Origin of the sequence: Ornithinibacter aureus, assembly GCF_009858245.1 — a bacterium.
In the GTDB taxonomy this organism is placed as follows: domain Bacteria; phylum Actinomycetota; class Actinomycetes; order Actinomycetales; family Dermatophilaceae; genus Fodinibacter; species Fodinibacter aureus.
Map to the genome: position 1 here is coordinate 3,523,441 of NZ_VMSB01000001.1, position 25,992 is coordinate 3,549,432.

At 70.9% G+C, this 25,992-nt stretch carries 21 protein-coding genes and 1 pseudogene; 20 read left to right on the top strand and 2 right to left on the bottom strand.

The annotated features are described in order from the left end of the window. Nucleotides 1–260: 260 nt before the first annotated feature. Together C8E84_RS16790 and C8E84_RS16795 are read left to right on the top strand one after the other, a co-directional pair. The gene (locus C8E84_RS16790) at nucleotides 261–5,198 is read left to right on the top strand and encodes an NAD-glutamate dehydrogenase (protein ID WP_159903989.1); all 4,938 of its coding nucleotides are present in this window, start codon (nucleotides 261–263) and stop codon (nucleotides 5,196–5,198) included. A gap of 29 nt (nucleotides 5,199–5,227) precedes the next feature. Then, nucleotides 5,228–6,709 (top strand): sensor histidine kinase, encoded by a 1,482-nt coding sequence (locus C8E84_RS16795; RefSeq protein WP_159903991.1) that lies wholly within the window; start codon nucleotides 5,228–5,230, stop codon nucleotides 6,707–6,709. A gap of 41 nt (nucleotides 6,710–6,750) precedes the next feature. Here the strand turns inward: C8E84_RS16795 and C8E84_RS16800 are convergent, their stop codons facing one another. Beyond that, entirely contained in the window at nucleotides 6,751–6,999 is a 249-nt protein-coding gene (locus tag C8E84_RS16800; RefSeq protein WP_159903993.1) for a WhiB family transcriptional regulator, read from the bottom strand. A gap of 218 nt (nucleotides 7,000–7,217) precedes the next feature. On the opposite strand from C8E84_RS16800, the gene C8E84_RS16805 reads away from it, so the two are divergent. Beyond that, nucleotides 7,218–7,625 (top strand): hypothetical protein, encoded by a 408-nt coding sequence (locus C8E84_RS16805; RefSeq protein WP_159903995.1) that lies wholly within the window; start codon nucleotides 7,218–7,220, stop codon nucleotides 7,623–7,625. Between the two features lie 30 nt (nucleotides 7,626–7,655). On the opposite strand, the gene C8E84_RS16810 is transcribed toward C8E84_RS16805, so the two are convergent. Continuing rightward, the gene (locus tag C8E84_RS16810) at nucleotides 7,656–11,894 is read right to left on the bottom strand and encodes an FtsK/SpoIIIE domain-containing protein (RefSeq protein ID WP_159903997.1); all 4,239 of its coding nucleotides are present in this window, start codon (nucleotides 11,892–11,894) and stop codon (nucleotides 7,656–7,658) included. A 231-nt stretch (nucleotides 11,895–12,125) separates the two neighbouring features. Between C8E84_RS16810 and C8E84_RS16815 the strand changes: the two genes are divergently transcribed. The 17 genes and pseudogenes from C8E84_RS16815 (at nucleotide 12,126) to C8E84_RS16890 (ending at nucleotide 25,896) form a co-directional block, all read left to right on the top strand. Then, nucleotides 12,126–12,569 carry a hypothetical protein gene (locus C8E84_RS16815; RefSeq protein WP_159903999.1) on the top strand — a complete coding sequence of 148 codons (444 nt, stop codon included), beginning with the start codon at nucleotides 12,126–12,128 and terminating at the stop codon, nucleotides 12,567–12,569. Then, nucleotides 12,556–12,732, top strand: a pseudogene (locus C8E84_RS18620) (phage tail sheath C-terminal domain-containing protein); the annotation flags it as partial. The gene C8E84_RS16815 and the pseudogene C8E84_RS18620, both read left to right, overlap by 14 nt. A gap of 200 nt (nucleotides 12,733–12,932) precedes the next feature. Next, complete coding sequence (locus C8E84_RS16820; RefSeq protein ID WP_159904001.1) at nucleotides 12,933–13,769, top strand: ERCC4 domain-containing protein; 837 nt, start codon at nucleotides 12,933–12,935, stop codon at nucleotides 13,767–13,769. Between the two features lie 139 nt (nucleotides 13,770–13,908). Next, on the top strand, nucleotides 13,909–15,138 hold the full coding sequence (locus C8E84_RS16825) for a TadA family conjugal transfer-associated ATPase (protein ID WP_159904003.1): 1,230 nt from the start codon (nucleotides 13,909–13,911) through the stop codon (nucleotides 15,136–15,138). Further along, complete coding sequence (locus C8E84_RS16830) at nucleotides 15,135–16,004, top strand: type II secretion system F family protein (protein WP_159904005.1); 870 nt, start codon at nucleotides 15,135–15,137, stop codon at nucleotides 16,002–16,004. Before C8E84_RS16825 ends, C8E84_RS16830 begins: the two co-directional genes overlap by 4 nt. Continuing rightward, on the top strand, nucleotides 16,001–16,933 hold the full coding sequence (locus C8E84_RS16835; RefSeq protein WP_246197005.1) for a type II secretion system F family protein: 933 nt from the start codon (nucleotides 16,001–16,003) through the stop codon (nucleotides 16,931–16,933). Before C8E84_RS16830 ends, C8E84_RS16835 begins: the two co-directional genes overlap by 4 nt. A 23-nt stretch (nucleotides 16,934–16,956) precedes the next feature. Further along, nucleotides 16,957–17,166 carry a hypothetical protein gene (locus C8E84_RS16840; protein WP_159904007.1) on the top strand — a complete coding sequence of 70 codons (210 nt, stop codon included), beginning with the start codon at nucleotides 16,957–16,959 and terminating at the stop codon, nucleotides 17,164–17,166. A 9-nt stretch (nucleotides 17,167–17,175) separates the two neighbouring features. After that, nucleotides 17,176–17,556 carry a TadE/TadG family type IV pilus assembly protein gene (locus C8E84_RS16845; protein WP_159904009.1) on the top strand — a complete coding sequence of 127 codons (381 nt, stop codon included), beginning with the start codon at nucleotides 17,176–17,178 and terminating at the stop codon, nucleotides 17,554–17,556. A gap of 32 nt (nucleotides 17,557–17,588) precedes the next feature. Beyond that, nucleotides 17,589–18,014, top strand: a complete 426-nt coding sequence (locus C8E84_RS16850; protein ID WP_246197006.1) for a TadE/TadG family type IV pilus assembly protein — start codon at nucleotides 17,589–17,591, stop codon at nucleotides 18,012–18,014. Next, a complete protein-coding gene (locus C8E84_RS16855; protein ID WP_281348957.1) occupies nucleotides 18,011–18,469 on the top strand; it encodes a pilus assembly protein TadG-related protein in 459 nt (152 codons plus the stop codon). The genes C8E84_RS16850 and C8E84_RS16855 overlap by 4 nt, the downstream gene beginning before the upstream one ends. Before the next feature lie 53 nt (nucleotides 18,470–18,522). Next, nucleotides 18,523–19,641, top strand: coding sequence for a peptide chain release factor 2 (gene prfB / locus C8E84_RS16860; protein WP_159904015.1), 1,119 nt, complete (start codon nucleotides 18,523–18,525; stop codon nucleotides 19,639–19,641). A gap of 3 nt (nucleotides 19,642–19,644) precedes the next feature. Continuing rightward, a complete protein-coding gene (locus C8E84_RS16865) occupies nucleotides 19,645–20,088 on the top strand; it encodes a TY-Chap domain-containing protein (RefSeq protein ID WP_159904017.1) in 444 nt (147 codons plus the stop codon). A gap of 127 nt (nucleotides 20,089–20,215) precedes the next feature. After that, complete coding sequence (gene ftsE / locus C8E84_RS16870; RefSeq protein WP_159904019.1) at nucleotides 20,216–20,911, top strand: cell division ATP-binding protein FtsE; 696 nt, start codon at nucleotides 20,216–20,218, stop codon at nucleotides 20,909–20,911. A gap of 3 nt (nucleotides 20,912–20,914) precedes the next feature. Then, entirely contained in the window at nucleotides 20,915–21,820 is a 906-nt protein-coding gene (ftsX, locus tag C8E84_RS16875; protein WP_159904021.1) for a permease-like cell division protein FtsX, read from the top strand. Nucleotides 21,821–21,912: 92 nt separating this feature from the next. Further along, on the top strand, nucleotides 21,913–23,289 hold the full coding sequence (locus C8E84_RS16880) for a M23 family metallopeptidase (protein WP_159904023.1): 1,377 nt from the start codon (nucleotides 21,913–21,915) through the stop codon (nucleotides 23,287–23,289). 60 nt (nucleotides 23,290–23,349) lie between these two features. Beyond that, nucleotides 23,350–23,829: an SsrA-binding protein SmpB gene (gene smpB, locus C8E84_RS16885; protein ID WP_159904025.1), complete on the top strand. Its 480-nt coding sequence runs from the start codon at nucleotides 23,350–23,352 to the stop codon at nucleotides 23,827–23,829. After that, nucleotides 23,830–25,896, top strand: coding sequence for a DUF2207 domain-containing protein (locus tag C8E84_RS16890; RefSeq protein WP_246197007.1), 2,067 nt, complete (start codon nucleotides 23,830–23,832; stop codon nucleotides 25,894–25,896). Nucleotides 25,897–25,992: the final 96 nt, after the last annotated feature.

Consider the following 25,992-nt stretch of genomic DNA (forward strand, 5'->3'; position numbering starts at 1 on the left):
TGACGACCTCGAGGGAAGGCCTCACGTATCCCAGCGGTCACCGGAGGCACTGGCCGCGTCGAGCGCCGAACTCGATTCCGGGCTCGGGGAGCCCGGCGGCGTCGCACACCCACGCACCGGCCAGCACGCTCTCGACGCTGAGACAGGTTGGGTGCGCAGTCGGGTCGGCACGGCGGCACGAAGTGGATAGGCTCGGCGCAGGACACGATGGCGTGTCCCACCGCACCCGGTGAGTCGTGACCAAGGAGTGCCACCGCACCATGTCGAGCGCCCAGGCCCGTACCCGCGAGGACGTCCTCGCCCCGATCGCTGAAGCGTTCGAGAAGGCGGTGCCGGACGGTGGGGGAGCCGATTTCGTCACGCGCTACTTCCGCCACGTGCCCCTCGACGAACTCACCTCGCGCACCCCCGACATCTATGCGGGCGCGGCGGCCAACCACCTCGTCCTGGCGCGCGACCGGCATCCCGGCGTGGCGAACGTGCGGGTCTACAACCCGACGACCGAGGTCGACGGCTGGTCCAACGCCCGCACGGTCATCCAGATCGTCACCGACGACATGCCCTTCCTCGTCGACTCCGTCACCGGCGCCCTCGTCGGCGCGGGCATCGACATCCACCTCATCGTCCACCCCCAGCTCATCGTCAGCCGGGACGCCGTCGGCCGGCTCGAGGAGGTGCTGGACCGCGACGCCACCGGCAAGGTCGCCCAGGGTGCCGTCGGCGAGGTCGCCGAGTCGTGGATGCTGCTGGCCGTCGACCGCGAGAGCGACGAGGAGCGACGGGCCGAGCTCGAGCGCACCGTGCGCGACGTCCTCGAGGACGTCCGCCAGGCCGTCGAGGACTGGCCGAAGATGCGCACCAAGGCCCTCGTCGTCGCCGCCGAGCTCGAGGGCGCCCCGCCCGAGGGCATCGACGCCGACGAGACGGCGCTCGCGATCCGGTTCCTGCGCTGGATGGCGGACAACCACTTCACCTTCCTGGGGTACCGCGACTACACGCTGCGCCAGACCGAGGCCGGCGAGGTCATCGAACCCGTCACCGGCTCGGGCCTGGGTCTGCTGCGCTCCGACCCGCCGCTCGGCAAGGCACCGGAGGTGCTGAGCGCCGAGGCGTCGGCCAAGGCCCACGAGGCCAACATCCTCGTGCTGACCAAGGCCAACTCGCGCTCGACCGTGCACCGCGTGGCCCACCTCGACTACGTCGGGGTCAAGGCCCACGCCGACGACGGGACCGTGGTCGGTGAGCGCCGCTTCCTCGGCCTCTACGCCTCCACGGCCTACACCGAGTCGGTGCTGCGCGTGCCGCTCGTCGCCGAGAAGGTGCAGGCGGTGCTCGACCGCTCCGGCGTGGCCCACGACAGCCACACCGGCAAGGACCTCCTCGGGGTCCTCGAGAGCTACCCGCGCGACGAGCTGATCCAGGCCAGCGTCGAGCAGCTCTACGAGACGACGATGGCCGTCACCCAGCTGCAGGAGCGGCGCCGCACCAAGCTGTTCATCCGCGAGGACGACTTCGGCCGCTTCGTGTCCTGCCTGGTCTACATCCCGCGCGACCGCTACAACACGGCCGTTCGCATGAAGATGGCCGACCTGCTCAAGGACACCTTCGGCGGGGAGTCCGTCGAGTTCTCCGCGCGCGTCAGCGAGTCGGCCCTGTCGCGGCTGCAGTTCGTCGTGCGCGTCGAGCGTGGCAAGCGGGTCCGTCGGCTCGACCGCGCCGAGCAGGACCTGCTCGAGCAGCGCCTCGTCGAGGTCAGCCGCACGTGGACCGACCGCCTCGGTGACGCCCTGCGCGCCGAGCACGGCGAGGAGGAGGGCGACCGGCTGCTCGACCGCTTCGGTCGCGCGTTCCCGACCGCCTACGAGGAGACCTTCACGGTGCGCCAGGGCGTGGCCGACCTCGCCCACCTCGACCGGCTCGGCGAGGGCACCGGCACGAGCGTCGCCCTCTACCGGCCGTCGCAGGCGCCCGACACCATCCGGCGCTTCAAGCTCTTCCGGGTCGACCCCCTCTCGCTGACCGACGTGTTGCCGATCTTCACCGACATGGGCGTCGAGGTCGTCGACGAGAACCCGTTCGAGATCGCCCGCGCCGACGGAACGCGCCTGCACGTCTACGACTTCGGCCTGCGCGTTCCCGACGCCGCGATCTGGGAGGAGTGCACGCACGACCAGCTGCGTCACCTCTTCGAGGGCGCGGTCTCCGCGGTCTGGGACGGCCGCGCCGAGTCCGACGGCTTCAACCGGCTCGTCCTCGCCGCGCAGCTCACCTGGCGTCAGGTCGTCATCCTGCGCACGGTCGCGAAGTACCTGCGCCAGACCCGCGCGACGTACTCGCAGGACTACCTCGAGGACGCCCTCGTCTCCCACCCGGGCATCGCCCGTGACCTCGTCGAGCTGTGGGAGGCCCGCTTCGACCCCGACCGCCGCGAGGGTGGGACGACGGCGGATGCCGGCCGTGCGGCATCCGCTGACGGTGACGGTTCCAGCGCGCAGAGCGCCGAGGCCGCCGCCGCGGCCCGGGTGCGCGACGCGCTCGACGAGGTGTCCTCGCTGGATCACGACCGGATCATCCGCGCGTTCCTCGGGGTGATCCTGGCCGGGCTGCGCACCAACTTCTACCAGGCCGGTGACGGCGACGCCGAGCACAAGCCGTACGTCTCCCTGAAGCTCAACCCCAAGGCCGTGCCCGACCTGCCGGCCCCGCGCCCGCAGTTCGAGATCTGGGTGTACAGCCCCCGGGTCGAGGGCGTGCACCTGCGCTTCGGCCCGGTCGCCCGTGGTGGCCTGCGCTGGAGCGACCGGCGCGAGGACTTCCGCACCGAGGCGCTCGGGCTCGTCAAGGCGCAGATGGTCAAGAACGCCGTCATCGTGCCGACCGGCTCCAAGGGCGGGTTCTACGCCAAGGACCTTCCCGACCCGGCCGTGGACCGCGAGGCCTGGCTCGAGGAGGGCAAGGCCGCCTACCGCCTGTTCATCTCCGGGCTGCTCGACGTGACCGACAACCGCGTCTCCGGTGGGGCGATCGTGCCGCCCCAGCGCGTCGTGCGCCACGACGGCGACGACCCCTACCTCGTCGTCGCGGCCGACAAGGGCACGGCCACCTTCTCCGACATCGCGAACGGCGTGGCGCAGTCGTACGGGTTCTGGCTCGACGACGCCTTCGCCTCCGGCGGGTCGGCCGGCTACGACCACAAGGCGATGGGCATCACGGCCCGCGGGGCGTGGGAGTCGGTCAAGCGCCACTTCCGCGAGATGGGCGTCGACACCCAGAGCCAGGACTTCACGGTCGTGGGCGTCGGAGACATGAGCGGTGACGTCTTCGGCAACGGCATGCTGCTCTCCGAGCACATCCGGCTCGTCGCGGCGTTCGACCACCGGCACGTGTTCATCGACCCCGACCCGGTGGCGGCCACGTCGTTCACTGAGCGGCAGCGACTGTTCACCCTGCCCCGGTCCTCGTGGGACGACTACGACCGTTCGCTCATCTCGGCCGGGGGAGGGGTCTTCCCCCGCTCGCTGAAGTCGATCGACATCACGCCCGAGATGGTCGCCGCGCTGGGCCTGCCCAAGGGCACCTCGACGATGACCCCGGCCGAGCTGATCCACGCGATCCTGCTCGCCCCGGTCGACCTGCTGTGGAACGGCGGCATCGGCACGTACGTCAAGGCTTCCACCGAGGACCACCTCTCGGTCGGTGACCGGGCCAACGACGCGATCCGGGTCGACGGCCGGCAGGTGCGGGCCAAGGTCATCGGTGAGGGCGGCAACCTCGGTCTGTCCCAGCTCGGCCGCATCGAGGCCGCGCTGAACGGCGTTCGGGTCAACACCGACGCCATCGACAACTCGGCCGGCGTCGACACCTCCGACCACGAGGTCAACATCAAGATCCTCCTCGGTGAGGTCGTGCGTGCCGGTGGCCTCACGACCGAGCAGCGCAACGAGCTGCTCGCGTCGATGACCGACGACGTCGCGGAGCACGTGCTGCGCGACAACTACGAGCAGAACGTCCTGCTGGGCAACGCCCGCGCGCAGGAGCTGTCGATGGCCAGCGTCCACGAGCGGCTCATCCACTGGCTCGAGGAGCGCGGTGACCTCGACCGCGGGCTGGAGTTCCTGCCCACCGACGCCGAGATCGAGAAGCGGGTGCACGACCGCCTGGGCCTGAAGTCGCCGGAGTTCGCGGTGCTGGTCGCCTACGCGAAGCTGGCCCTCAAGGAGGACATCCTCGCGAGCTCGATCCCCGACGACCCGTACTTCACCTGCACCCTGGCGGAGTACTTCCCGCCGCCGATCCGTGAGAGCTACGCCGATGAGCTCGCCGAGCACCCGCTGCGCCGCGAGATCATCACCAACTCGGTGGTCAACTCCATGGTCAACCGTGGCGGCATCACCTTCGCCTTCCGGGCGCAGGAGGAGGCCGGTGCCACCCCGGAGCAGGTGACCCGGGCGTTCGTCGTGTGCCGTGAGGTCTTCGGTCTGGCCGACTTCGTCGCCAAGGTCGAAGCGCTCGACAACGTCGTGCCGACGACCGCGCAGACGGCGCTCTACCTCGAGTTCCGGCGTCTGCTGGACCGCGCGGTGCGGTGGTTCCTCACCTCCCGCCCGACGAGGCTGGACATCAGCGCCGAGATCGAGCGGTTCGCCGGCACCATCGGCGACCTCGGCCCCCGGGTCGCGACGTTGCTGCGCGGTGACGAGAAGAAGCGCCTCGAGCGCAAGGTCACCGAGTTCCGCAAGGCGGGCGTGCCCGACGACCTCGCAGAGCACGCGGCATCCCTGCTCGACTGGTACTCGCTGCTCGACATCGTCGACATCGCCACCGACACGGGTCGTGAGCCGGATGCCGTGGCACCGCTGTACTACCTCGTCTCGGAGCGCTTCGGCATCGACACCATGCTCGGCAAGGTCACCCGCCTGCCGCGCGACGACCGATGGGACGCCCTGGCTCGCGGCGCGCTGCGCGACGACCTGTACTCGGTGCTCGAGTCGTTGACCCGTGCGGTCATCGAGACCGGTGGCACCGGCACCGATCCGGCCGAGCAGTGGAAGGCCTGGGAGGACGCCAACAAGGACGCCCTGACGCGCAGCACCACGGCGCTCGCGGCGATCCGCCGGCTCGACAACCCCAACATCGCCGCCCTCTCGGTGGCCCTGCGGACGCTGCGCTCGGTCATCCGCTCGGGGGCTGCCACCTGACCTCTGCGGCGTGACCTAGGGTTGCGCGCGTGAGCACCCTGGCGGACATGCTGCGCGACTCCACTGACCTCGAGCCGGCGCAGTCGGAATGGCTGCACCTGCTCGCGGGTGACTGGCAGCTCATCGCCGACCTGTCCTTCGCCGACCTCGTGCTGTGGGTGCGCGGCGGCGCGGCGGGCTGGCGGGCGGTGGCCCACGTGCGCCCCAACACCGGGCCGATGGTCTTCTACGACGACATCGTCGGCACGACGTCGAGCACTGCTCGGGCGGCGATGCTCGACGAGGCGGCGCGCACCCACCGGCTCGTCGCCAAGCCGGTGACGGCGATGCACGACGACGCCTCGATCCGTGAGGATGCCGTGCCCGTCGTCCACGCGGGCCGCACCATCGCGGTCGTCACCCGGCACTCGAACCTCACCGGGGCGCGCACCCCCAGTCGGCTCGAGCTGACCTATCGCAACCTCGCGGACGCCCTCATGCGGATGGTGGCGTCCGGGGAGTTCCCCTCGGCGTCGGCCCCGACCGGGATGCGCCGGGGCGCGCCACGGGTCGGTGACGGGGTCATCCACCTCGACCCTGACGGGGTCGTGCGCTACGCGAGCCCCAACGCCGTGTCCGCCGTGCACCGCACCGGGCACGTGGGCAACGTCATGGGGGAGGTGCTGGCGCAGGTGGTGGCCGACATCGCCGCCCGCGGGGGCAGCACCGTCGACGAGTCCCTGGCGGTCGTCGCCATGGGCCGGGCGGCCTGGCGCTCCGAGCTCGAGACGGCGAGCGCGACCATCACGCTGCGGGCGATCCCGCTGACGGTGGGCGGGGTGCGCACCGGGGCGATGGTGCTCCTTCGCGACGTCTCCGAGCTGCGCCGCCGGGAGCAGGAGCTGCTCACCAAGGACGCGACGATCCGCGAGATCCACCACCGGGTGAAGAACAACCTGCAGACGGTGGCCGCGCTGCTGCGCCTCCAGTCACGGCGGGTCACCGACGAGGCGGCGCGGGCGGCGCTCGACGAGGCCGTTCGGCGGGTCGGCACGATCGCCCTGGTGCACGAGACGCTCAGCCAGGGAATCGATGAGTCGGTGAACTTCGACGACATCGCCGTGCGTGGGCTGCGGGCCATCGTGGAGGTGGCCACGCGCGAGCACCGGGTCGACTCGACCTTCACCGGAAGCTTCGGCCGGATGCGCGCCGAGGACGCCACGGCGCTCGCCATGATCATCTCCGAGCTCGTCCAGAACGCTGTCGAGCACGGGTTCGCCGACCGCTCCGGCACCGTCGACGTCGCGGTCGAGCGCGAGACGCTCGACGACGGTGAGGAGCAGCTGACCGTGGTGATCACCGATGACGGGGTCGGGTTGCCCGCGGGCTTCCGGCCGGTGCTCGCCGGCCTCGGCACACGCATCGTGACCTCGCTGGCCACCGACCTGCGGGGGCGGATTCGCTGGTCCAGCAACGAGCCGCACGGAACGCGGGTGGAGTTCGTCGCGCGGCTACGCCCACTCAGCCGCTGAGTCGAGCAGATGTGACCACGTGGTCAGACCTGCACCGGTGGTCAGCCGGCGCGGCGCGCCCGGGCGTTGCGGCGCTTGAGGGCGCGGCGCTCGTCCTCGGACATGCCGCCCCAGACGCCGGCGTCCTGCCCGGACTCGATGGCCCACTTCAGGCACGTGTCCACGACCTCGCACCGGCGGCACACGACTTTGGCCTCCTCGATCTGAGCGATCGCCGGGCCGGTGTTCCCGATGGGGAAGAACAGCTCGGGGTCCTCGTCGAGGCAGGCAGCGCGGTCGCGCCAGTCCATGAAGGGTGCTCCTTGTCGCGGATGTAGCAGAGGTCGAGCGCCTGAAGGGGTGGTGCAGACGCCCGCTGGGTGCGTCGTCGCAACCAAGACGGACGTCCACAGCACAGACGTCCGTGGGGCAACACTACCGGTAACCGTAGAATTCCGTGAGGGTTTGCTGATTCAACTATTCGCGACCGGGTGGGGTTCCCCTTCAGCGCATCACTACGCTGGATGCCGTGCCCGTCGACTCCACCCCTGCTGCCCGCCGACTCGCCGCGTTGTCGCTCGGAGCCCAGGCCGTCATCCTCGTCGGGTTCGCCGTCTTCTACATCTACGAGCTCTCGATCGGTGAGGGCAGCGATGCCGTTCGGGTGGTCATGTCAGCCCTCGTCATCGCCCTGGGTGGGATCGGGCTGGCCGTGGTGACCCGCGGATGGCTGCGCGGCAGCTGGTGGCCTCGCACCCCCACCATCGTCTGGAGCCTGTTGCTGCTCCCCGTCGGGTGGGGGCTCATCCAGGGGACGAAGACCCTCGTGGGGTGGCTCGTCGTCGGTGTGGCGCTGGTCACGGCGCTTGCTGCGGTCGCGGCCAAGGAGCCGGAGACCGTCGTCGAACCAGGCGAGCCGGGGGAGCAGTCCGCCTGAGTCGTCCGCCTGGGCCCTCAGGGTGAGCGCTCAGACGCGGCCGTCCGCCGCGAAGACCTGAACCTCGGTCACGTCGCCGCGCGCCACCACGAGGGCCCGCCCCGGCAGCCGCGGCGGCACGTCGGTCAGCCGTGCGCCCAGCAGGTCACCGTCACCGCGTTCGGGGGTGAGCAGGATGCCGGTCCGGCGGCGGGCGAGGTCGACGTCGAGCCCGCGGAACCGCACGGCGAGCGAGGCGGTGTTGCTCGACGCCCCGAGCAGACCCCGGTCTCGGTCGACGAGCTCGGCGATCTCGGTCAACACGGGCAGCATGGCGCAGTCGTCACCGATCTGGTCCGCGTCGTCGACGAGGAGCACGAGGTCGTGGTGGCGCTGGCGCAACGTGATCAACTGGTCGACGTCTCGTGTGGACAGCACCGCTGCGGAGCCGAACCCGGGCTGGGAGCGGTCGTCGTGCCCCATGCCTCGGATCACCGCGACCGGGAGGCCCGCCTCCTGCGCAGAGCGCGCGAGCGTTGCCAGGGTCGTGGTGCGGCCGGAGCCGGGTGGTCCTGCGACGAGCAGGCGACGCCCGATGTCCACGGGATCCCATCGCCACACCTCGTGGCTGGGCGCGCGCAGGCCCAGGCTCAGGCCGAGGGGGGTCGCACCAGCGGTCGCGCCCTGGTGGTATCCCTCGGTGCAGTCGGTGCAGTCGGTGCAGTCGGTGCCGTCGGTGCCGCCGGGGTCGCTCGCTGCTCGATGAGCGATGGCGGGCAGGTCCCGCCACACCCACGGCTGGCGGACCTGGGTGTGGTGGCCGCGGCCGCCTCGGCTGGAGTGTGCGGCGACCTCGCAGGAGTCCTGTGCCGTCGAGGTGGCGATCTGCACCTCGCGGCGGTCTGCCAGCCGAACGGCCCTCCCCCGCGGTGGCTCGCGGGGGACGTCCGCGAGGCGCAAACCGGCCAGGGTGGCATCCAGGGGGTCGATCGTGCCGAGGAGCAGGGTGGTCGCTGCGATCGCCGACCATCGGGGCTGGAGCAGGCTGCGTCCGCCGGCGACCACGCCTACCACCCCGACGGAGGCGCCATCGCGCAGGATCGCGAGCACGGCATCCACGACGCCCTCGAGGTCGAGGGCGCCCTGCGCCTCGGCGAACTGCTCCCAGCCGTCGATCACCACGACGACCAGCGGTGCGTCCGGCGGATGGGCGGGGGTTGATCGCCGCGACTCCACCTCGCGGCTGAGGTGGGCGATCAGGGAGGCGAGACCGCGTCGACGCGTCGGTGTGAGGCGTGTGCCCACGTGCGGGAGGGCTTCGAGGTCTGCGAGCGAGGCGCCCGGGTCGATGAGGTGGACGTGTAGGCGGTCCGACGTCAGACGCCGCGCGAGCGAGAGCACCATCGTGCGCAGCGCCGTGGTGCGACCGCTGCCGGGGCGGCCGGACAGCAGCCACGAGCCGTCGCCGGGAGTCCACACGAGCGGTGAGACCTGTTGGTGCTCGGGTTCGTCGACTATCCCGATGCCGGCCCCCGGGGCGGGGTCGTGAGCGGGGATCGGCGGTTCGATGACCGGCTGCACGACGTCGGGCAGGGGCGGGAGCCACGGCGTGCGGGGCGTGGCACCCCCGCGCAGGACGTGCGCCTGCCGAGCCGCATCGACCAGGGGCGTGACCGCGTGCACCGAGGGAGCCGACACCTTGGGTTCTTCCGGCGCGCCGAGCGCGCTCACCGTGAGGAACGGCTCGGCATCGCTCTCTGCGCCGCTGACGGTCGCGGCCTGGAACGTGACCAGGATGCCGTCGCCGCCGCGGCTGAGGGCGCGTCCGGGAGTGCTCGAGCGGATGCCGGCCGCGGCCGGGTCCTCGAGGATGTCGACGGAGTCGGCGCGGTCGCGGACCCTGAAGGCGATGCGGAGGTTGACGTTGGCCTGGATCTCGGCGGTGACCGCACCTGACGGGCGCTGCGTGGCGAGCACGAGGTGGACGCCCAGCGAGCGCCCGAGGGCGGCCAGGCGCACCAGTCCGCTGATGAAGTCGGGCACCTCGTCGACCAGGGCCTTGAGTTCGTCGATGACGATGACGAGGCGGGGCACGCTCTCCGTTCCGGGGCCGTGGGCGCGGTGGTACCCCTCGAGGTCACTCGCCCCCACCGTCGCGAAGATCCGTTCCCGCCGCCGCAGCTCGGCGCCGAGGGAGCGAAGGGCCCGGGACACGAGGTGCTCGTCGAGGTCGGTGACCAGCCCGACGACGTGCGGCAGTGAGGCGCACGGTCCGAAGGCGGCGCCCCCCTTGAAGTCGACGAGCACGAACGTCAGGTCCTCGGGCGGGCAGGCCAGGGCGAGCGAGGTGACCAGGGTGCGCAGGAACTCGGACTTGCCCGATCCGGTCGTGCCGCCGATCAGCACGTGCGGGCCGTCGCGCACCAGGTCGATCGAGAACGGCCCGTCAGCCGTGACGCCGACCACGGCCGACGGTGTCCTGGATCGTGCGGGTGCCCGCCACCGGGCGGCGACTGCGGCCGGGCTGAGGTCGGCGGCGACCGCCTGCGACAGCGAGATCGACCGGGGGAGGGGGACGGCCTCGCCCTCGGCTGATCGCAGCGGTGCCAGCGCCCGAGCGACCCGATCGGCCCACCAGGGGCCCACCACGTCGATCGCGACCTCCTCACCCTCCTGCCCTCCGCCGTGGCGGAGCACGTGGCGCCCGTCGGTACCCGGCTCCACCACCGTGCTCACCCCCTCGGGCACGTGGGCGCGGTCGGTGCACGCGAGCACCACATGAACGCCGGCATCCAGGGCGCGGGTGATGAGGGCCTGCACCCCACCGACGACACCCGTCGGCTCGGGGAGGACGAGCACTCGGTGGCACCATGGCGCCGACGCCGGACCCGGGGCAGCGACGAGGTCCGCCACGTCGTGCGCGTGGGGGAGCAGGCCGGCCCAGCCCCAGGAGGTGTCCGGCGCCACCACGGCGACGGTCAGCCGCTGCGGAGGGTAGGTCGTGCACAGCTGTCCGATGAGCATCCGAAGGTGACCGTCGGTCACCGACCGGGGGCCCACGACCGCCACGGCGCGGCAGGCAGCGAGATCGAGCACGACCGGAGCGTTGTCGGCGGCAGGGGTGACCCGGTCCGGGCCGTCGACCCAGACCACTCGGGTGGCGACCGATCCGGTGCCGAGGCGAAGGGGGAGCGCGCCGTCTGAAGCACCGGCCGACCAGAGCCCCGGGAGTGCTCCCTCCGCGACCCTGAGCACCTGATGGGGGTCGGCATGGCTCTGGTTGAGCCGTACCGTCTCGTCGACCAACGCCGCCCGAAGTCGACCTCGCGCCGCGTCGACGGCCACGGCATGCGCGGCAACGGCCGCTCGATGGGACCGGCCAGAGCCCCACCGGTCCCCGAGCGCGCTCGTCAGCAGGACGAGTGGACCCATCAGGGCAAAGATCAGCAGGTAGGGGCCGAGGAAGAACGCCAGCCCCACCCCGATCGGGACGGGGACCAGGGCTGCGACCCAGGGGATGCGGACGCGGTGTCTCTCACCGGGAGCCGGCGGGCAGACGATCTCGACAGGCCCCGGATCGGGGGTCGGCCACGTCGAGGGTTGCACGATCAGGGTGCCGTCACCTGCTGACCGGGTGGGCAGGCCACGCCCTGCTGCCCGGCGCAACCGCAACGTCGAGGACCCGACGACGATCGTCGACGCGGCATCCACCGGGGTGGTCTCGGTGACACGTGCGCCGTCGACGAACACCCCGTTGGTCGACCCGGCATCGCGCACGCTGACGCCCGACGCGCCGACCTCGAGCACCGCGTGGGTTCGACTCAGCGCCTGGTCGGCCAGGGCCAGCCCGGCGGCGGGTGCGCGGCCGACGCTCACGCCGGGCGGCACCAGGGGGTGGGCCCGACCGGCATCCGGCCCGCCCGTGACGACGAGGTCGAGCAGGCCGTGAGGCGTCACGCCCCGAGGTGCCACGCCACCGACGCCGACGCCGACGCCGACGCCGTGGGCGGTGCCGGCGACGTGGGTGCTGCCGGCATGACCGGGCTCAGCACGTGGTGGTGGGGCCCCGACCACCACCACCGACGCTCCGTGGACCAAAGGCGGCAACCCCACGATGGCGCTGGCGCCGAGGACCTGCCCTCGGCTGGACAGCGCGTCGACCGACTCGCCGAGGTGCTCCGCCAGTGCCCGGCAGAGGTCGCCCACGGTGTGCTCGCCCACCCACTCCACGCAGACGTCGACGGGCAGCGGCCTGCGCCGCGGCACGTGCACGGTGAGCGTCAGGCGCACGTCGTCATCCCCATGACTGCATACCCATGTCATCCCCTCAGATGGTCCCCGGTGACGGGCCCCAACTCATCCGTCCACGCCCACGGTAGGGCCCCTGAAGACCGTTCCTGAGGTTTTCCACAGGTTCGCTGGAGTCGTCGTTGCCAACACCTCGACAGCCTCCCAACATTGAAAAGACTTCAGCTATCGGCGTCGAGGAAGGGTTGGAAGGTCGTCGTGACGATGGTGCTCGTGATCCCCCCGCACGCCCCCGATGGTTCCCTCGACCCGATCGTGGTGCGCGCCGCGGAGGAGTACTGCCGCGAGCGGCACGCGGTGTCGTTGCTCGACAGCCCGCCCACGTGGACCAGTGCGCAGGACGTCCTCGCCGCCCACGAGGCCGGTCTGGATGCCGTCGTCGGCGCGTCGCGCGCCAACGTCGCCCTGATCTTCCCGCGCCTGGGCGACCGGCTCTCGGCCACCGGCGCCGTCGCCGGGGTCATCGCCCGCACCGATGCCCGAACCGGCGGGGTGGGGCTCCCCGGCCGGGGCCCTGCTGAACCGCGTGCCGCACCTCGACGTCGACCTGACGGCGCGCGAGGTCAGCGCCCTCACGGCCGCGGGGATCAGCTGCCGGCGGTCACTGCCCGGCGGTGGCCGCGTGGTGTGGAGCGCCCGCACGATGGACGGGGCTGACGCAGCCGGGTCGCCGTGGAAGTACCTGTCGGTTCGGCGCACCGCACTGTTCATCGAGGAGAGCGTGCAGCGCGGCACGACTTGGGTTGGGGCAGAGGCGAACACGGAGCAGACGTGGGCGCAGGTGCGCTCCGCGGTGACCGCGTTCATGCATTCGAGGTTCGAGGCCGGGGCGTTTCCTGCGACGAGCATCGAGCGTGACGCGTACACGGTGGCCTGCGGCCCGGACACGATGACCCCGGACGAGATCGCCGCCGGGGTGCACCATGACCGTCGGGTTCGCGCCGATCCGGGCGGGGGAATTCGTCACCCTTCAGGTCCGACAGGCGACGCCGCTGGGCGGCCGCGCGTAGCGTGTCCCTCGTGCCCGACCCGCTGCTCATTGCGCGCAACCCGGACCCGGCATCCAGCCTGCCGTTCCTCGTCCGCATCCCTCTCGGTGAGGGCATCGTGCTGCGGACGAAGGAGACGTGGCCGCGCACGTCGAAGGTGTACTGCTATCGCCACGACGAGCCGTGGAGCGATGACGCCGAGATCGTCGACGAGGTGCCGCTGCGCTCGGTGACCCGGCGGGGGGCGGCCATCGAGATCGTCGCCGACCGCACCCGCGAGTCGCGCAGCCAGTTCGTGCTCACCCGGGCGCGGGGGCGGGAGATGATCTTCTGGCAGAGCCCGCGTGTTGCCAAGGCGGCCCGGCCCAACGTCGCCCTCCCCACGGCCCGGGCTGCCGGCGTGGCCGACCTCGAGATCGTCGTCGACACCCGCGAGCGCTATGCGTGGAAGTTCACCCACCAGCAGGCGACGACCCGCAAGCATGCCCTGCCGGTCGGGGACTACGGCGCGTTCGTCGATGACGCGCTCGTGGCGGTGGTCGAGCGCAAGTCGCTGGCTGACCTCGCCGGGGCGTTGACGTCGGGGCGTCTGGCGTACCGGCTGTCGGCGCTTGCGGAGACACCGCGCGCGGCGCTCGTGGTGGAGGACCGGTACTCGTCCGTGTTCAAGCTCGAGCACGTGCGTCACTCGCTCGTCGCCGACCAGTTGGGCGAGTGCCAGGTGCGCTGGCCGAGCGTGCCGATCATCTTCGCCGAGACCCGCGCACTTGCCGAGGAGTGGACGTTCCGCTTCCTCGGGGCCGCCGTTGCCGAGCACACGATGGGGGAGCAGGCACGGCGGGTGTTGCCCGACGGAAGCGACGGGTGACGCTGGCTGGGTGGTGAGGTCCGGCATCCGGGGTTATCCACAGGTTGGTGTTCTCGGGGTGCGGGTCGGGGCCCGGTGCGGTTCGATGTGACTCTGCGGGTCGTCGAAGGGGCGGTCGTGGGGGAGGGAGGGGCTTGTCATGGATGCCGTCCGCACACTCGAGACCGAGGTGCGTGAGCTCATCCGTCGCTCGGGGTTGGATCCCTCGCGCGACGAGGTGGCTGTGCGCCGCCTCGTCGGCGAGGCGGTGTCGGACTATGACGAGCGTTCGCTCTCCGGTGGGATGCCGGTGCTCGCCGATCTGGAGGCGGCCTCGCGCTCGGTGTGGGACAGCGTTGCCGGCTACGGCCCGCTCCAGCAGTACTTCGACGACCCGAGCGTGGAGGAGATCTGGGTCAACGAGCCCTCCAAGGTGTTCGTGGCCCGCAACGGTGTTGCCGAGCTGACGACGACCCTGCTGACGAAGGACCAGGTTCGAGACCTGGTCGAACGCATGCTCAAGTCATCGGGTCGGCGAGTCGACCTCTCGACGCCTTTCGTGGATGCCGTGCTCCCGGACGGCAGTCGCCTTCACGTCGTCATCCCCGACATCACCCGTGACCACTGGTTCGTCAACGTCCGCAAGTTCGTGGTCAAGGCCGATTCGATGGACGACCTCGTGCGGCTCGGCACCCTGACACGGCAGGCCGCGCACTTCCTCGAGGCGGCCGTCGTCGCCGGCCTCAACATCCTCGTCGCCGGTGGGACTCAGGCCGGCAAGACCACCTTCCTCAATTGTCTCGGTGCCGCGGTGCCACCCCGTGAGCGGATCGTCACCTGTGAAGAGGTCTTCGAGCTGCGGATCCCGCATAGGGACGTCGCCGCGATGCAGTGTCGCCAGCCCTCCCTCGAGGGCACCGGTGAGATCCCGCTGCGCCGACTGGTCAAGGAGGCGCTGCGCATGCGGCCCTCGCGGATCGTCGTCGGAGAGGTGCGCCAGGCCGAGAGCCTGGACCTGCTCATCGCGTTGAACTCGGGGCTTCCCGGCATGGCGACCGTGCACGCCAACAGTGCCCGTGAGGCCGTCACCAAGATGTGCACCCTGCCACTGCTCGCGGGCGAGAACGTCTCGGCCAGGTTCGTCGTGCCGACGGTCGCCTCGTCGATCGACATCGTCGTGCATGCCGCCCTCGAGCGCGATGGTCGACGTGTCGTGCGCGAGATCGCCGCTGTTCCCGGCCGCGTCGAGGGCGATGTCGTGGAGATCGCCGACCTCTTCGTCAGGCGCCGCGGCGAGCTCCAGCGGGCCGAGGGCTTCCCACCCCACGAGGAGCGGTTCGAGCGCGCCGGCTACGACCTCTCCGCGCTGCTGGCACCGGGTGCGCCATGACCGGGTTGCTGCTCGGCCTGACCTTCGGAGTGGGGACCTTCCTCATCTGGTGGAGCTTCTGGGTGCCGACCCCGCGCGAGGCCAGCTCGGTCACCCGCGTCGGTCCCCTCGAGCGGCTCTCCGACGAGATCGTCCAAGCCGGGTTCACCGGGCTCTCCGTTCGCACGCTGATCGCCGCGTGCATCATCGCGTTCGTCCTCGTGCTGGCCTTCGTGCAGGCGGCGGTCGGAGTCCTGCCGATCGCCGGCTGCTTCGCCCTCATGACGTCGTTCGCCCCCATTGCCCTGGTGCGTCGGCGGGCCCGGATGCGGCGGGCTCGCCTTCGCGACCTGTGGCCGGATGCCGTCGACAACATCACCTCGGGGGTCCGGGCCGGGATGGCCCTGCCGGAGGCGCTGTCCCAGCTCGGCACGCGAGGCCCGGACGAGTTGCGCGAGCCCTTCCTCGCCTTCGCCGACGACTACCGCCTGAGCGGGCGGTTCCACGACTGTCTGGACCGCCTCAAGGAGCGACTCAGCGACCCGGTCGGTGACCGCCTGGTCGAGAGCCTGCGCATTGCTCGTGAGGTGGGCGGCACTGACCTCGGGCACCTGCTGCGTACCCTGTCGGGCTTCCTACGTGAAGACGCGCGCACCCGGGCCGAGCTCGAGACGCGGCAGTCGTGGACCGTCAACGCCGCGCGCCTGGCTGTGGCCGCCCCGTGGCTCGTGCTCGCCATGCTGTCCACGAACCCGCAGTCGGTGCGTGCCTACGCCAGCGGGTTGGGGTTCGTCGTGCTGGCCGTCGGCGGCGCGCTCACGGCCCTTGCGTACTGGTCGATGTTGCGCATCGGCCGACTGCCCGAGGACGAGCGGGTGCTGCGGTGAGCGGCTTGGCGCGTTCGGGGGCGATCCTCGGCTTCCTCATGGGCTGCGGCCTCCTGCTCATCTGGGTGGGGCTTCCCCGGCACCGTCGGCCCGGGCTCGCCGGCCGGGTGGTCCCGTACCTGCGCGACACCCCCAGACCGTCGCGACTGCTCGACACCGAGCGAGAGCCCAAGGGGGCCCTGGCTGCGGTCGCCGCCCCGATGGTCAAGGACCTCGGCGCCCTCGTCGAGCGGATCATGGGCGGTGCCGAATCGGTGCGGCGGCGGCAGCAGCGTGCCGGCATGGCAGCCGATGTCGACCGCTTCCGAGCCGAACAGGTGCTGTGGGGTGCTCTCGGGGCCGCGGTCGGCGGGCTCCTGGGTGCCACGGCCTTCATCGTCAGGGATGCCGGTGCCGTGACCGTGGTGATGATGACGCTCATCGGTGTCGGGGTCGGCATCACCGGAGCCGACTACAACCTCTCCCGTCGGGCGCAGCGCCGCGAGGCCCGCATGCTCATGGAGTTCCCGACCGTTGCCGAGCTCCTCGCCCTGGCCGTTGCCGCCGGTGAGGGGGCGGTCGGGGCGCTCGACCGGGTCTGCCGTCTGTCCAGCGGTGAGCTGGCCGGCGAACTGCGGCGATGCCTGGCCGATGCCCGCGCCGGTGCGAACCTGCCCACCGCGCTGCAAGGGCTCGCCGACCGCACCGGGCTGCCCAGCCTGCGCCGGTTCGTCGATGGCGTGGTCATCGCCGTCCAGCGCGGCACCCCGTTGGCAGAGGTGCTGCGAGCACAGGCGCAGGACGTCCGTGAGGAAGGCCGGCGGGGCCTGATGGAGGCGGGCGGGCGCAAGGAGATCGCCATGATGGTCCCGGTCGTGTTCCTCATCCTCCCGGTCACCGTGCTCTTCGCCGTGTTCCCCGGTTTCAGCTACTTCCAGTTCTCGCTCTGACCCCCATGGAAAGGACCGACCCCATGTCGATCACCCGCAGCCTGTCCGCCCGAATCATCGTCGCCACCCAGGTGCTCGCCACGCGTGCAGCCCGCAGATCAGAGCGGGGTGACGTGCCGGGCTGGGTGCTCATCACCTTGATGACCGCCGGCCTGGTCACGGCCCTGTGGGTCGTCGCCAAGGGTCAGCTGGTCTCGATGTTCCAGAACGCCCTGTCCTCGGTGACGGGCTGACCTGTCGCGATGCGTCGGCACGACGAGCGGGGCGCGGCCGTGGCGGACTTCGTCATGGTGTCCGTGCTCGTCGTCATGCTCTTCCTCGCGGTGTTCCAGCTCGGACTGACCTTGCACACCCGCAACACCCTGATCTCCTGTGCCTCCGAGGGGGCTCGCCTGGGGGCTCGGCTGGACGCCGTTCCCGGACAGGGCGTCGCGCGCACCCAGTCCCTGATCAGCCAGTCCCTGTCGCCGGAGTACGCACGCAAGGTGAGCGCTCGGGAGAGCGTCGTCAACGGGGTCCGGGTGGTCGAGGTGCGAGTGATCGCGCCCATCCCGGTGCTCGGCCTGCTCGGTCCGAGCGATCGTCTCGACGTCGTCGGTCGCGCGTTCCTGGAGGCACAGTGAACGACGTCGGCCCTCGTCTTCGCACGGGAGGGGTGCGTGACGAGAAGGGCGCGGCCGTCGTGGAGTTCATCGCGCTCGCCGTGCTGATGCTGATCCCGCTCATCTACCTCGTCATGATGATGGCCAGGCTCCAGGCGGGCTCGTTCGCCGTCAGCCAGGCCGCACGAGAAGCAGGCCGAGCCTTCGTCACGGCCGAGAGCGGTGACGACGCGGCGGGCCGAGCCCAGTCCGCGGCCAGGATCGCCTTTCTCGACCACTCCTTCGGCACGAAGGGCTCGTTGTCGATCTCGTGTGACGGCAGCCCGTGTCTGCGGCCGGACGGGCGGGTGGAGACCACGGCCACCGTGCGGGTGCCGCTGCCGCTGATCCCCGCCTTCGCGCGCGAGGTCATCCCGACGTCGGTCCCGGTATCGGCCACCCACCTGTCGACCGTGGACCGTTTCCGGGGCCTGCCGTGACCGGGCGGGATCGGCCACGCGACGAAGAAGGCTCGATCAGCATCTTCATCGTGGGCCTGACGGTCATCGCGATGATCCTCATCGTGGGCTCGATCGCCGTCACCTCGGCTCACCTGTCCCGGATGCGGTTGCTCGACGTCGCTGACGGGGCAGCCCTGGCAGCAGCCAACGGCCTGGACAACTCCGCCTACACCTCGGGGGTCAAGACCTCCGTCCCGCTGTCGAACGTCGCGGTGCGCGAACGCGCCGCCGGGTACGTCGCGAGCCGCCCCAAGCCGGGCGGCATCCTCGCGTGGAAGCTCGGACCGGGCACGGGCACGCCCGACGGGCGCACGGCGGTGGTGTCCCTCAGTGGCGAGGCGGAACTGCCCATGATCGGCGCCGTGCTGAGCGACCTCGGGGTGAGCATCCGCATCAGCGTGGAGTCCAGCGCCCGCGCCGACCTCGAACCCTGAGTGCTGCGCTGGCCGCAAGCCAGCCGTCGCGGACTCGCGTAGGCTTGCCCATCGTGGCTGTCGACTTCTCCCAGGAGATCAAGGACCTCCGCACGACCATGGCGTCCGTGCGTGAGGTGACCGACCTGTCCAAGCTCGAGGCGACCATCGCCGACTTCGAGCGTCAGGCCTCAGACCCGAACCTGTGGGATGACCAGGAGAAGGCCCAGGTCGTCACCTCGGGGCTCTCGCGCGCCAAGGCCGAGCACGAGCGCGTCACGAACATGGACGCCCGTATCGACGACCTTCAGGCCCTGGTCGAGATGGGCCAGGAGGAGAACGACGCCGACACCCTGGCCGAGGCCGAGGCCGAGCTGGCCGTCGTGAAGAAGGCCGTCGGTGAGCTCGAGGTGCGCACCCTGCTCGCCGGCGAGTACGACGAGCGGGCCGCGGTCGTGACCATCCGCGCCGGCGCCGGGGGAGTGGACGCCGCCGACTTCGCCGAGATGCTCATGCGCATGTACCTGCGCTGGGCCGAGCGCCACGGCTACCCCGTCAAGGTCCTCGACACCTCCTACGCCGAGGAGGCCGGCCTGAAGTCCGCCACCTTCGAGGTCGACGTGCCCTACGCCTACGGCAACCTCAGCGTCGAGGGCGGCACCCACCGCCTCGTGCGGATCAGCCCCTTCGACAATCAGGGCCGCCGCCAGACCAGCTTCGCCGCCGTCGAGGTCGTGCCGCTCATCGAGCAGACCGACACCATCGAGATCCCCGAGAACGACCTCAAGGTCGACGTCTTCCGCTCCAGCGGCCCCGGCGGCCAGTCGGTCAACACCACCGACTCCGCCGTGCGCATGACGCACATCCCCACCGGGACCGTGGTCTCGATGCAGAACGAGAAGTCCCAGATCCAGAACCGCGCCGCCGCCCTGCGCGTCATGCAGTCGCGCCTGCTGCTGCTGAAGAAGGCCGAGGAGGCCGCCGAGCGCAAGGAGCTCGCCGGCGACGTCAAGGCCAGCTGGGGGGAGCAGATGCGGTCCTACGTGCTGCACCCGTACCAGATGGTCAAGGACCTGCGCACCGGCCACGAGGTCGGCAACACCTCGAGCGTCTTCGACGGCGACATCGACGCCTTCATCGAGGCCGGCATCCGCTGGCAGATCGCCCAGGACAAGGCCGCAGCGCAGGGCTGACCCGTGAGCGACCTCCGGTGGCCGGATGCCGCCCACGGTCTCGTCGAGCGCCTGCGGGCACTCGCCGACGGCGAGTCGGTGACGCTCACGGCATCGCAGGACCACGCCCGCCCCACGCTGGTGCGCAAGGGGCGGTGGGGCGGCCTCCTGCCCGCCAAGCACGACGTCGTCGCCCCGTGGGTTCGGCTCGAGCGCGTCGAGGACCACCTGCGTGGGCAGTGCGTGGGCGCGGCGGCCGCTGCCGGTGGCTATCCGCTGTCCCCGCAGGAGGATGCCGCGCTCCTCACCCTGGGCTGGCGCAGGCCCGGGCCCGGCGACGGTGAGCACTACGTGCGGTTCTGGCCAGACGACGTCGCGCAGGGGCCCTACCTGCCCCTCGACGATGCCCAGCGGGCCGTCGACATGGTCACCGCGACGTTCGTCCAGGTGCTGACCGCGCCGAGGTGACCCGCCGAACCTCGATAACCGCCCGGCATCCACCCTGCGTCGACCTATCCTGTTCCTCGGGGCAACCGCATTCGCCGTGGTTGCCCGTCGTCCGATCGCACCCTGACCCTGAGGCCAACCCCCCGTCATGATCCGCTTCGAGAAGGTCACCAAGGTCTACCCGAGATCCACACGGGCAGCCCTCGACAACATCAGCGTCGACATCGACCGGGGTGAGTTCGTCTTCGTCGTGGGCCCCTCCGGCTCCGGCAAGTCCACCCTGCTGCGGCTCGCGCTGCGCGAGGAGGCCGCCACCGAGGGCACCGTCCTCGTCGCCGGCCACGACCTGAACTCCATGCCGATGCGACAGGTGCCGCGGCTGCGCCGCGAGATGGGTGCGGTCTTCCAGGACTTCCGCCTCCTGCCGAACAAGACGGTCCACGAGAACGTCGCCTACGCCCTCCAGGTGATCGGCAAGCCGGGGCACGTCATCCGCCAGCTGGTCCCCGAGACCCTGGAGATGGTCGGCCTCGCCGGCAAGGAGAAGCGCTTCCCCCACCAGCTCTCTGGTGGTGAGCAGCAGCGGGTCGCGATCGCCCGCGCCGTGGTGAACCGCCCGCAGATCCTGCTGTGCGACGAGCCGACCGGCAACCTCGACCGCGCCATCAGCCTCGACATCGTCCGGCTGCTCGACCGGATCAACCGCACCGGCACGACGATCGTCATGGCGACCCACGACGCCGACATCGTCAACGACCTGCGCCGCCGCGTCCTCCAGCTCGAGGACGGTGTCGTGGTCCGCGACGAACAGGACGCCAGCTACTACCCCACCGCGGAGGTGTGAGCCGTGCAGCTGCGATTCCTGCTCTCCGAGGTCCGATCGGGCCTGCGCCGCAACATGTCCATGGCGATCTCCGTCGTGCTGGTCACCATGGTCTCGATGTTCCTGCTCGGCCTCGGCATGCTCGCCCAGCGCCAGGCCGACACGATGAAGGGCTACTGGTACGACCGCATCCAGGTGTCGATCTACCTGTGCACCGAGAACTCGCTGCAGCCCAACTGTGAGGGCCGGGCCGTCACGGAGGCGCAGAAGACCGCCATCCAGGACCAGCTGAAGGCACTGCCCGAGGTCAAGGAGGTCTTCTACGAGTCCGAGCAGGAGGCCTACGACCGGTTCAAGGAGCAGTTCCGCAACAGCCCGATCGCCGGGAACGTGCAGGTGGGCGACATCCCGCAGAGCCTGCGGGTGCAGCTGAACGACCCCACGAAGTTCGACGTCGTGACCAGCCAGTTCGTCGGCGCGCCGGGGGTCGCCACCGTTCAGGACCAGGAGAAGGTGCTCTCCAAGTTCTTCACGATCATCAACTACATCACCGCGTTCGCCGTGCTCCTCGCAGCCCTGATGGTGGCCTGTGCCGCCTTGTTGATGGCGACCACCATCAGGCAGGCAGCGTTCATCAGGCGCCGAGAGATCGGCATCATGCGCCTGGTCGGCGCCTCGAACTGGACGATCCGGATGCCGTTCATCGCCGAGATGGTGATCGTCTCGGTGCTGGGGGTGAGCCTTGCCGTCGGGTTGCTCGTGGCCCTGATGCAGTTCGTCTTCAACGAGGGAGCCAGCCAGATCGCGCTCAGCCAGGCGTTCATCGGCACCACCGACGTGTGGCTGCTCGCGCCCTGGATGGTGCTGGGGGTCACGGCCGTCGCCGTCCTCACGAGCCTGGCAACCCTGCGCCGGTACCTGCGCGTGTGACCCCCCGATGGGCTCGCACAGTGCGACCGCCCACCGATTCATCCCCTCCAGATGCTGCCCTCGGCGCGTGAAACGTGTTACCAATGGTGATCATGGGACTCAAGGACCGCGAGGCGATCGTGCGCGCCCGCAGCCGATCAGCGGCTGTGGGCGTAGCGCTGCTCTGCGCCGCCGCCCTGGGTGTCAGCTCGGCGACCGCGGTCCCGACCGCCCCGCTGCCGGCGTCGGCCACGGCATCCGACCCCGGTGCCGAGAAGCGCAAGGTCGACGCGCAGATCGAGAAGCTGCGCGAAGAGCTCGAGGATTCCTCGGCTGAACTGTCGAACGCGTACATCGCGCTCCAGCAGACCAAGGCCAAGCTGCCCGCTGCCCAGGCTGCCCTGGCCGAGGCCGAGTCGGCCGCCCTCGCCGCAGACCGGGCCAACACGCTGGCCGCCCAAGAGCTCGAAGCCGCCCGCGCCAGCGAGGCCAAGGCACAGGCCGAGCTCGACTCGACGACGAAGGAGGTCACGGCCGGTCGCGCCCGGGTGGCCCAGTTCGCCGCGCAGATCTACCAGGAGCAGGGTTTCGGCCAGCTCGACATGGCGCTGTCCAGCACCAACCCGCAGCAGTTCGCCGACCGGATCGCCCTCGTCGACACGGTGATGGACGTGCAGGGCGACACCCTTGACCGCCTCGCGACCGAGAAGGCCAGTCTCACCGCTCTCGAGGACCACCTCTCCGCGCTGCGTGCCGACTCCGCCGCGAAGAAGAAGCGCGCCGAGGAGGCGCTTGCTGCCGCCGAGAGCGCTCGCGACTCCGCGGCCCGCGCCAAGGCCGACCTCGACGCCCTCGCTGCGCAGCAGGCCAGCCAGGCCGCCGAGGTCGAGTCGCAGATCGCTGCTGACAAGGTTCGCCTCAACGACATGAGGGCTGAGCAGAGCCGGCTCAAGGCCATCCTCGTGGCTCGTGCGGCCGAGGCGCGTCGCAAGGCGGCAGCCGCGGCCAAGGCAGAAGCTGCTCGGCGGGCCGCTGAGAGGAAAGCCGGGCTGGCAGCGCGGCCGTCGACGGGTGGTGGCTCCTCTGACGGTGAGGGCGGTGGCTACCTCAGCCGCCCCATGACCGGTCGGGTCAGCTCCGAGTTCGGGATGCGCTTCCACCCCATCGACCGCGTGTGGCGGCTGCACGCCGGCCGCGACTACGCCGCACCGTGCGGGACGCCCGTGCGCGCCGCCGCCCCGGGCGAGATCATCATGGCCGGCTACGCCCCTGGCGCGGGCAACCGCATCGTCATCGACCACGGCATCGTCAAGGGTGAGCACCTCGCGACGGTGTACAAGCACCTGGAAGGCTACGCCCAGCGCAGCGGCAAGGTCTCGCGTGGCGAGGTCATCGGCTACGAGGGCAGCACGGGCCTGTCCACCGGCTGCCACCTGCACTTCGAGACCCACCAGAACGGCGAGCCGGTCGACCCGCGCCGCTGGCTGTGACATCCCGGGCTTCGGGTAATGGGTGCGGTCAGCGCCCTCGCGGAAGGTAACCTCGCTCCCGTGGCCAAGGAGACCGGACGAAAGCTCGTCGCGAGCAACCGCAAGGCCCGTCACGACTACCTCATCGAGGACACGTACGAGGCGGGCCTCGTCCTCATGGGCACGGAGGTCAAGGCGCTGCGGATGGGGCGCGCCTCGCTCGTCGACGGCTGGGCGGGCTTCGACCGCGACGACGAGCTGTGGCTCGAGGGCGTTCACATCCCCGAGTACGTCAACGGGACGTGGAACAACCACACGCCGCGCCGCCGCCGCAAGCTGCTGCTCCACCGGCGCGAGCTGAACAAGATCCTCCAGGCGACCCGCGAGACCGGGCACACGATCGTGCCGCTCTCGCTGTACTTCAAGGACGGCCGGGCCAAGGTCGAGCTGGCCGTGGCCAAGGGCAAGAAGAACTACGACAAGCGCCACGCCCTGCGCGAACGTCAGGACAATCGCGAGGCAGCCCGCGCCATGTCGGCCCGCGCCCGCGGCGAGGACTGAGTGGACACCCCGGTCGTGCCGGTGCGGCGACCCGTCAGGGCGTGGGTCGGGTTCTGGGCCTGCCTGGGGGTGATCGTGGCGACGCTGGTGCTCGTTCCGCTGGCTGTGGCCGCCCCGACCGCACTGATGGCGCAGCAGCCACCTGCGTCCGGGCTGCCCGCGGTGGCTGGCGTGCAATCAGTCGCGGGGGAGCGGATGGCGGCGCTGCCGGCGCTGCAGGCGTGGGGCCCCGCGTCGACCTTGACCCTCCCCGCCGAGGAGCAGGCCGACTCGTTGTCGACGGACTTCGAGGTCCAGGCGGACGGATCGGTCATCGTCACCGAGACGATTCGCTGGCGCTTCCCCGACGGTGAGGACCGCCACGGCATCCTGCGCAACGTCAAGGTCCGCGCCGGCTACCAGGACAGCGAGACCCAGTACCGCTACTACGAGCTGTCCGGGGTGTCGGTCACCTCACCGTCCGGGGCTCCGACCGACATCGCGATCTCCGACATGGGCGCCTTCCGTCAGATCCGCATCGGCAGCCCCTCGGAGACCGTGCGCGGCACCGCCGACTACGTCGTGCAGTTCCGCCTGGCGCACCTCGTCAACGACATCGGCGACGGCACGGCCGAGTTCTACTACAACGTCGTCGACCCCTCGAACGGCTTCCCGCAGCTGGGTGTTCGCGCCTCCGTGACAGCGCCCGTCCCGGCCACCAGGGCCGCCTGCTTCTACGGCGAGTTCGGGGCTGACACCCCCTGCCAGGCGCAGGCCGGGGCGACCTCGACGTTCAGCTCGCCCGACCTCGCCGCTCGCGAGGGCATGAGCGTGGTGACGTCCTACCCGCGCGACGCCTTCGGCGACCTCACCCCCGACCTTCGTGACGGGAACGCCGAAGCGGGCGCCGGATCGCCGGTCACCCCCGAGCAGGCGCGTGCCCTGGGCTGGTTGGCCATGGGCCTGGGCGTGCTCGGGCCCCTGCTCGCCGGCTCGCTCATGGGCATGCTCGTGTGGACCAGGGGGCGCGATGAGCAGTACGCCGGTCTCACCCCGGGCCTGACCCCCGGCCCCGGCGAGGACGTCCCCGTCGTCGTCGGCGGCAAGGAGCCCACCGTCGCGGTGCAGTTCAACCCGCCGCCGGGTGTGCAGCCCGGGATGGTCGGCACCATCCTCGACGAGCAGGTCAACCTCGTCGACGTCACCGCGACGCTCGTCGACCTCGCCGTGCGTGGGCACCTGACGATCGCTCGGGACGACCGGGGCGTATTCCGGGCTGACGACTGGGTGCTCACGCGAACCGCACCCCCGGCATCCGCCGTCCCCCTCGCCTCGTACGAACAGGTGCTCATCGACTCGATCTTCGCCGGCGGCAACCGGATCGCCCTGTCGCAGTTGAAGAACCGCTTCAAGCCCACCTTGGATGCCGTGGAGCGGCTGATGTACGAGGAGGTCGTGGAGCGTGGGTGGTTCCGTCGCAGCCCGGAGCGTGCACGCGCGGGCTGGACGGGTCTTGGCACGCTGCTGATCATGGGCTCGGTCTTCGCCGCGTTCTTCCTCGGGGGGATGCTGTCGGGCCTGTTCGCGGACTCCGGCTTCCCGATCTCACCGACGTGGGTGCTCGTCGGGGGCGGGGTGGTGTCCGGGCTGATCGTGCGAGCCCTCGGCCAGCGGATGGCGGCGCGAACGGCATCCGGGTCAGCGATGCTGGCGCAGTCGCGAGGTTTCGAGCGGTACATCGCCACCGCGGAGGCCAACCAGATCAAGTGGGAGGAAGCCCAGGAGGTCTTCTCCAAGTTTCTGCCGTTCGCCATCGTGTTCGGCCTGGCGGACCGCTGGGCCAAGACGTTCGAGGAGGTGGCGGCCGCTGCTGCAGCCGCGGGGGTGAGCGTCGCCAGCCCCACCTGGTACGTCGGGAACTGGGGCACGGGCGGCTTCTCCGACGTCGCCTCGAGCATGGACTCGTTCTCGACCGTGGCTGCCGGGACGTTCGTCTCGACGCCGGGCTCGTCCGGGTCGAGTGGGTTCAGCGGCGGGGGCGGGTTCAGCGGTGGTGGTGGCGGCGGCTCATCAGGCGGCAGCTGGTAGCGGGTCGCCGTACCCACACCGACCAATAGGTCACTCCAGGTACAGAACGGCCGTACCGACACCGACCAATAGGTCACTCCAGGTACAGAACGGCCG